Source organism: Bacillus sp. FSL K6-0255, from assembly GCF_045040725.1.
Taxonomy (GTDB): Bacteria; Bacillota; Bacilli; order Bacillales; family Bacillaceae; genus Bacillus; species Bacillus subtilis.
The window spans coordinates 4085690-4092104 of record NZ_CP150278.1 but is presented as its reverse complement, the minus strand read 5'-3'; the positions used below and the strand labels follow the sequence as shown (position 1 = coordinate 4092104).

The window sequence follows — 6415 nt, the reverse complement described above, 5'->3', positions numbered from 1 at the left end:
CTTCCGGCACGTCCCTCCTTTTCTTAGAAAATGGCGTCTTTCTCTGTTATAGAACACAAAAAAAGAGCAAATGGCGCTTACCATTCGTACACATTAAATGTTGAAAACATATAATATAGTAGATAAATAGCTTTTCGACAAATTTCACAACTTGTGGACAACCTTCTACACAAGCTGTGTGAAATCAATCCACAACTTATCCACACTTTGTGGATAAAGAGGAAAGGTAGGATTAGTAATCAAGAGTTAAAACACAAATATAATACCAAAATAAACGAGAGCTTGCAATGGTTGTCACAATCTTATCCACAAAGCGGACAACCTGTTGAAAAAACCTTGTCCACAGGGGTTGGTAATGTGAAAATGTTGTCGATAACCTCTGTGGATACTAAAAAAAGCCGAAAAAGATATCCACATGCGTGATTTTAGGGGCAAATTATTTGGATTTGTCTTTTTTCCGTAAAATTAAGGAATCTAAAAAATAAGGTTTCGAAAGTTGAAAAGGTATGGTATCCTATTATGGTTGCAAGAAATAAAAGCACTAGTGAAGTTGACAATGAATAGGTAACGCAAATATAATAAGTAAGACTGTCTTTAACAGCTATTCCTCGAGGGAGGTGTCATAAATGAAAAGAACATTCCAACCGAATAACCGTAAACGCAGCAAAGTTCATGGCTTCAGAAGCCGTATGAGTTCAAAAAACGGTCGTCTAGTTTTAGCACGCCGTCGCCGCAAAGGCAGAAAAGTATTATCAGCTTAGGCCACTGAATAATGTCAGTGGTCTTTTTTCACGTTATGGGAAAAGATAGATGTGATGCGTAATGAACCGGGGCATGCTTCCTGGTTCAGATGCATCTCATGTTCATAATAAATTTTAAAAGTTTCTGCCAGCCAGTATCGGAGTGAGTCATTTGAAGAAGCGAAATCGTTTAAAGAAAAATGAAGATTTTCAAAAAGTGTTTAAACATGGGACATCAGTTGCAAACCGCCAGTTTGTCTTATATACGCTTGATCAGCCAGAAAATGATGAACTGCGTGTCGGGCTTTCCGTCAGCAAAAAAATTGGCAATGCCGTGATGCGAAATCGGATCAAACGTTTGATTCGGCAGGCCTTTCTTGAAGAGAAAGAGAGACTGAAGGAAAAGGATTACATCATTATTGCCAGAAAACCGGCGAGCCAGCTGACATATGAGGAAACGAAAAAAAGTCTGCAGCATCTATTCAGAAAGTCTTCATTATATAAGAAATCTTCGTCAAAGTAGGCATCACCACTGCTTTCTTACAACTTTTAAAAGCGCTTCCTTTCTGGTTGATCAGAAAAAGACACCATTTAAAACTGAAAGATGCTAAAATACATACAAGTATGCTTTGCAATAAAAGAGTGTAAAGATTAATTATAGGAGGAAATGTTGTTGAAAAGGAGAATAGGGTTGCTATTAAGTATGGTTGGCGTATTCATGCTTTTGGCTGGATGCTCGAGTGTGAAAGAGCCGATCACTGCAGATAGTCCGCATTTCTGGGACAAGTACGTAGTATATCCATTGTCTGAGCTCATTACGTATGTAGCGAAATTGACGGGAGATAACTATGGGCTTTCAATTATTCTAGTTACCATTTTAATTCGTTTATTAATTTTACCGCTGATGATTAAGCAGCTGAGAAGTTCGAAAGCGATGCAGGCTTTACAGCCGGAAATGCAAAAGCTTAAAGAAAAATACAGCTCAAAGGATCAAAAAACGCAGCAAAAGCTTCAGCAGGAAACAATGGCTTTATTCCAAAAACATGGTGTCAATCCATTGGCGGGATGTTTCCCGATTTTGATCCAGATGCCGATTTTAATTGGATTCTATCATGCGATCATGAGAACACAGGCGATTTCAGAGCACAGCTTCTTATGGTTTGACTTAGGAGAAAAAGATCCTTACTATATTCTTCCTATCGTTGCCGGTGTCGCTACATTTGTTCAGCAAAAACTGATGATGGCTGGCAATGCGCAGCAAAATCCGCAAATGGCGATGATGCTTTGGATTATGCCAATTATGATTATCGTATTTGCGATCAACTTCCCGGCGGCTCTTTCTCTTTATTGGGTAGTCGGTAACTTGTTTATGATTGCGCAAACTTTCCTCATTAAAGGACCTGATATTAAAAAAAATCCTGAGCCGCAAAAAGCCGGAGGAAAGAAAAAGTGAGGAATGTGACTGCTGCAGGGCGAAATGTCGATGAAGCAGTACAGTCCGGATTGCAAGAGTTGGGATTAACGAAGGATAAGGTAGAAATTACTGTTATTGAAGAGGGAAACAAAGGGTTTCTCGGTATTTTCGGTAAAAAGCCTGCGATCGTAAAGCTGGTTGAAAAGATTGATCCGATTCAGCAAGCGAAGTTATATCTTCAAACGATTGCCGAAGCCATTGCCGGGAAGTCTGATGTGACTGTTCAAGAAAGCAAAAAGACAGTGAGATATCATATAACAGGTGAAAAGGCAGCATTGTTGATTGGGAAAAGAGGACAAACCTTAAACGCCCTTGAAACTTTGACACAGCTTGCCCTTAACCGTTATCCAGGCCAATATAAAAATGTGACGGTGGATGCAGAAAACTATCGTTTGAAAAGAAAAGAAACACTGAGCCAGCTGGCCATCAAGCTTGCTGACCAGGTTTTGAAAACGAAAAAATCCATCCAGCTTGAGCCCATGCCGTCCAGCGAAAGAAAAATTATTCACGATACTCTTTCTGGATATGCAAACCACCAGATCAAAACATATTCAATGGGTGAAGGCGAAAATCGTCATCTCGTTATTTCCCATAAAAGATAGCATAAAACCGAAGTCCGATAAAAATCGGATTTCGGTTTTTTTGTATCCGAAAAATCTACTTTTCCTAGTAATATCAAGGTTTTGCCGTTTAAGTTTTTTCTTTTTAGGTGTATCCTGTTGATAAAAAGGAAGTTCAGGAAATAAAATTAATTGTTATTCACATGTGGATAAGTTAAAGTAATAAGGGACGAATTTCTATTTCTGTGGATAACAAATCTTCCACTTCGAACCAAACTATGTTATCTTTTAGTTTTGGCATAATAAAAATTTTTTTATATAGATGAAGTATAAGTAAAGAGAGGTGAACAACATGGATACAATTGCGGCAATTTCCACACCGATGGGAGAAGGCGCGATTGCGATTGTACGGTTGAGCGGACCAGAAGCCATTCAAATCGCAGATAAAATTTATAAGGGACCGAAGGGGAAAACACTCAGCTCGGTCGAATCACATACGATTCATTATGGTCATATCGTAGACAGACCTTCGGATCGTGTCGTTGAGGAAGTAATGGTATCAGTGTTAAAAGCGCCGAGAACTTTTACACGGGAAGATGTTATCGAGATAAACTGTCACGGGGGAATTGTGACTGTGAACCAAGTGCTTCAGCTCGCATTGAGAGAGGGAGCGAGACTGGCAGAGCCTGGCGAATTTACGAAACGTGCGTTTTTAAACGGGCGTATCGATCTTTCACAGGCGGAAGCGGTTATGGACTTAATCAGAGCGAAAACGGACCGGGCAATGAACGTTGCTATGAATCAAATGGAAGGGCGTCTTTCTGCTTTGGTGCGCCGTTTGCGTAGTGAGATTTTAGAAACACTGGCCCATGTTGAGGTGAATATCGATTATCCGGAGTATGATGATGTAGAGGAAATGACGCATCAGATTTTAGTTGAAAAGGCAACCGCCGTGAAAAAGGAAATTGAGGCGCTGCTGAGGACTTCTGAGCAAGGAAAAATCTTGCGTGAAGGTCTTTCTACCGTCATTATCGGCCGGCCGAACGTAGGAAAATCATCTCTTCTGAACAGCCTCGTTCATGAGGCAAAAGCCATTGTAACCGATATTCCCGGAACGACACGGGATGTGATTGAGGAATACGTGAATGTAAGGGGCGTCCCGCTTCGTCTGGTTGATACAGCAGGTATTCGTGAAACAGAGGATATTGTTGAGCGAATCGGTGTTGAACGTTCTCGCCAGGTCCTAAAGGAAGCGGACCTGATTTTACTTGTGCTTAATTATAGTGAAGAGCTTTCTGAAGAAGACGTGAAGCTTTTTGAAGCCGTTGAGGATATGGATGTTATCGTGATTTTGAATAAGACTGACCTTGAGGCGAAGATTGACACTGAACGTGTCCGTGAGCTTGCCAATGGACGTCCAGTTGTTACGACATCTCTTTTAAAAGAGGAAGGCATCAATGATCTGGAAGAAGCGATTCAATCGCTGTTCTACACGGGTGCCATTGAAGGCGGAGATCTGACTTATGTCAGCAACACACGTCACATCTCTATTTTACAGCAAGCAAAACGCGCTATTGAAGATGCGCTTAGCGGCATCGAACAGGATGTCCCGATCGACATGGTGCAAATTGACCTTACAAGATGCTGGGAGCTTTTAGGGGAAATCATTGGAGATTCTGTCCACGAAAGCTTAATTGATCAGCTCTTTTCACAATTCTGTTTAGGAAAATAATAAAAGGAGGAACTAGAATCATGGGGTATGAAGCAGGCCAATACGATGTGATTGTGATTGGCGCCGGGCATGCCGGTGTTGAGGCTGCCCTCGCATCTGCACGCCAAGGCGCCAAAACGCTTGTCTTGACCATCAACCTAGATATGGTTGCATTTATGCCATGTAATCCGTCTGTCGGCGGCCCCGCAAAAGGGATTGTCGTCCGCGAAATTGACGCGCTCGGCGGAGAAATGGGAAGAAACATCGATAAAACGCATATTCAAATGAGAATGCTGAATACAGGAAAAGGTCCTGCGGTTCGTGCATTGCGTGCGCAAGCAGACAAATTCCAATATCAGCACGAAATGAAAAATACGCTTGAAAAAGAACCAAACTTAACATTGCTGCAAGGAATTGTGGAGCGGCTGATCGTTGAAGACGGCGAATGCCGAGGCGTTATTACACAAACCGGTGCACATTATCGTGCGAAAGCAGTTGTCATGACGACAGGGACATATTTAAGAGGACGTATTATTCTTGGCGATCTGTCTTACTCAAGCGGCCCAAATAACCAGCAGCCTTCTATTAAGCTTTCTGAGCATTTGGAGGAACTTGGTTTTGACCTTGTTCGTTTTAAAACAGGTACGCCGCCTCGCGTTAAAAGCGACACGATTGATTACAGCAAAACGGAAATTCAGCCTGGTGACGATGTGCCTCGCGCTTTCTCATATGAAACAGTGGAATATATCACAGATCAGCTCCCTTGCTGGTTGACATATACAAGCCCTGAGACACATGAGATTATTGACAGCAACCTGCACCGTTCACCGATGTATTCCGGTATGATCAAAGGTACGGGCCCAAGATACTGCCCATCCATTGAAGATAAAGTTGTCCGTTTTAATGATAAACCGCGTCACCAAATCTTCCTTGAGCCGGAAGGCAGAAATACACAGGAAGTCTATGTCCAAGGTTTATCTACAAGTCTTCCAGAAGACGTACAGCAAAGAATGCTTGCAACGATTCCTGGACTTGAAAACGTGCAAATGATGAGAGCCGGCTATGCGATCGAGTATGATGCAATCGTACCGACACAGCTCTGGCCGACACTTGAAACAAAAAAAATCACAAACCTTTACACTGCAGGCCAAATTAACGGAACATCCGGTTATGAAGAAGCTGCGGGACAAGGGATTATGGCGGGAATCAATGCAGGACGAAAAGCGCTTGGAAAAGAAGAAGTAATTCTAAGCCGTTCTGACGCCTATATTGGTGTTCTGATTGATGACCTTGTGACAAAAGGTACCAATGAGCCATATCGTCTTTTGACATCACGTGCTGAATACAGATTGCTGCTTCGACATGACAATGCTGATTTGCGTCTGACAGAAATCGGACACCGCATTGGATTGATTTCTGATGAGCGCTATGCGGCTTTTGAGAAGAAAAAAGCGGCGATCGAGGCGGAGAAAAAACGTCTTCATTCTGTAATTATCAAGCCGTCTCCGGAAAATCAAGAATATATCCGTTCTCTTGGCGGAAGCGAATTGAAAGATGGAGTTCGCGGCACAGACTTGATGAAGCGTCCTGAAATGAACTATGAAACAGTCACAAAACTGGCGCCGCCAGAAGTGCCGGTTCCTCAAGACGTGGCAGAACAAGTAGAAATCCAAGTGAAATATGAAGGATATATTGAAAAATCTCTTCAGCAAGTGGAAAAACTGAAGAAGATGGAAAATAAAAAAATTCCAGATCGAATTGATTATGACGCAATTAAGGGGATTGCGACCGAGGCGCGTCAAAAACTGAAAAATGTACGGCCTTTGTCTGTTGCCCAAGCTTCCCGCATTTCCGGTGTAAACCCGGCGGACATTTCAATTCTATTGGTGTATTTAGAGCAGGGACGCATTGCGAAGATAGCCGAATAGAA

The 6415-nt window shown here is 42.2% G+C and carries 6 protein-coding genes; all 6 read left to right on the top strand.

Annotation, left to right across the window (positions count from 1 at the left end; translation table 11 throughout):
- Positions 1 to 626 precede the first annotated feature (626 nt).
- The 6 genes from rpmH to mnmG all read left to right on the top strand — a co-directional run bounded on the left by rpmH (position 627) and on the right by mnmG (position 6413).
- Positions 627 to 761: a 50S ribosomal protein L34 gene (gene rpmH, locus MHB62_RS21280; protein WP_003178075.1), complete on the top strand. Its 135-nt coding sequence runs from the start codon at positions 627 to 629 to the stop codon at positions 759 to 761.
- 151 nt (positions 762 to 912) lie between these two features.
- Complete coding sequence (gene rnpA / locus MHB62_RS21275; protein ID WP_003242628.1) at positions 913 to 1263, top strand: ribonuclease P protein component; 351 nt, start codon at positions 913 to 915, stop codon at positions 1261 to 1263.
- A gap of 144 nt (positions 1264 to 1407) precedes the next feature.
- Positions 1408 to 2193, top strand: coding sequence for a YidC family membrane integrase SpoIIIJ (gene spoIIIJ / locus MHB62_RS21270; RefSeq protein ID WP_010886648.1), 786 nt, complete (start codon positions 1408 to 1410; stop codon positions 2191 to 2193).
- The gene (jag, locus tag MHB62_RS21265) at positions 2190 to 2816 is read left to right on the top strand and encodes an RNA-binding cell elongation regulator Jag/EloR (RefSeq protein ID WP_003243764.1); all 627 of its coding nucleotides are present in this window, start codon (positions 2190 to 2192) and stop codon (positions 2814 to 2816) included. Before spoIIIJ ends, jag begins: the two co-directional genes overlap by 4 nt.
- Positions 2817 to 3126: 310 nt before the next feature.
- Positions 3127 to 4506 (top strand): tRNA uridine-5-carboxymethylaminomethyl(34) synthesis GTPase MnmE, encoded by a 1380-nt coding sequence (gene mnmE / locus MHB62_RS21260; RefSeq protein ID WP_019712631.1) that lies wholly within the window; start codon positions 3127 to 3129, stop codon positions 4504 to 4506.
- Positions 4507 to 4526: 20 nt separating this feature from the next.
- Positions 4527 to 6413, top strand: coding sequence for a tRNA uridine-5-carboxymethylaminomethyl(34) synthesis enzyme MnmG (gene mnmG / locus MHB62_RS21255; RefSeq protein ID WP_003226825.1), 1887 nt, complete (start codon positions 4527 to 4529; stop codon positions 6411 to 6413).
- Positions 6414 to 6415: the final 2 nt, after the last annotated feature.

Bases quoted from the DNA above. Each gene is read 5' to 3' on its own strand.
- spoIIIJ (WP_010886648.1), top strand. From the start codon at position 1,408: ATGTTGTTGAAAAGGAGAATAGGGTTGCTATTAAGTATGGTTGGCGTA.
- rpmH (WP_003178075.1), top strand. From the start codon at position 627: ATGAAAAGAACATTCCAACCGAATAACCGTAAACGCAGCAAAGTTCAT.
- mnmG (WP_003226825.1), top strand. From the start codon at position 4,527: ATGGGGTATGAAGCAGGCCAATACGATGTGATTGTGATTGGCGCCGGG.
- mnmE (WP_019712631.1), top strand. From the start codon at position 3,127: ATGGATACAATTGCGGCAATTTCCACACCGATGGGAGAAGGCGCGATT.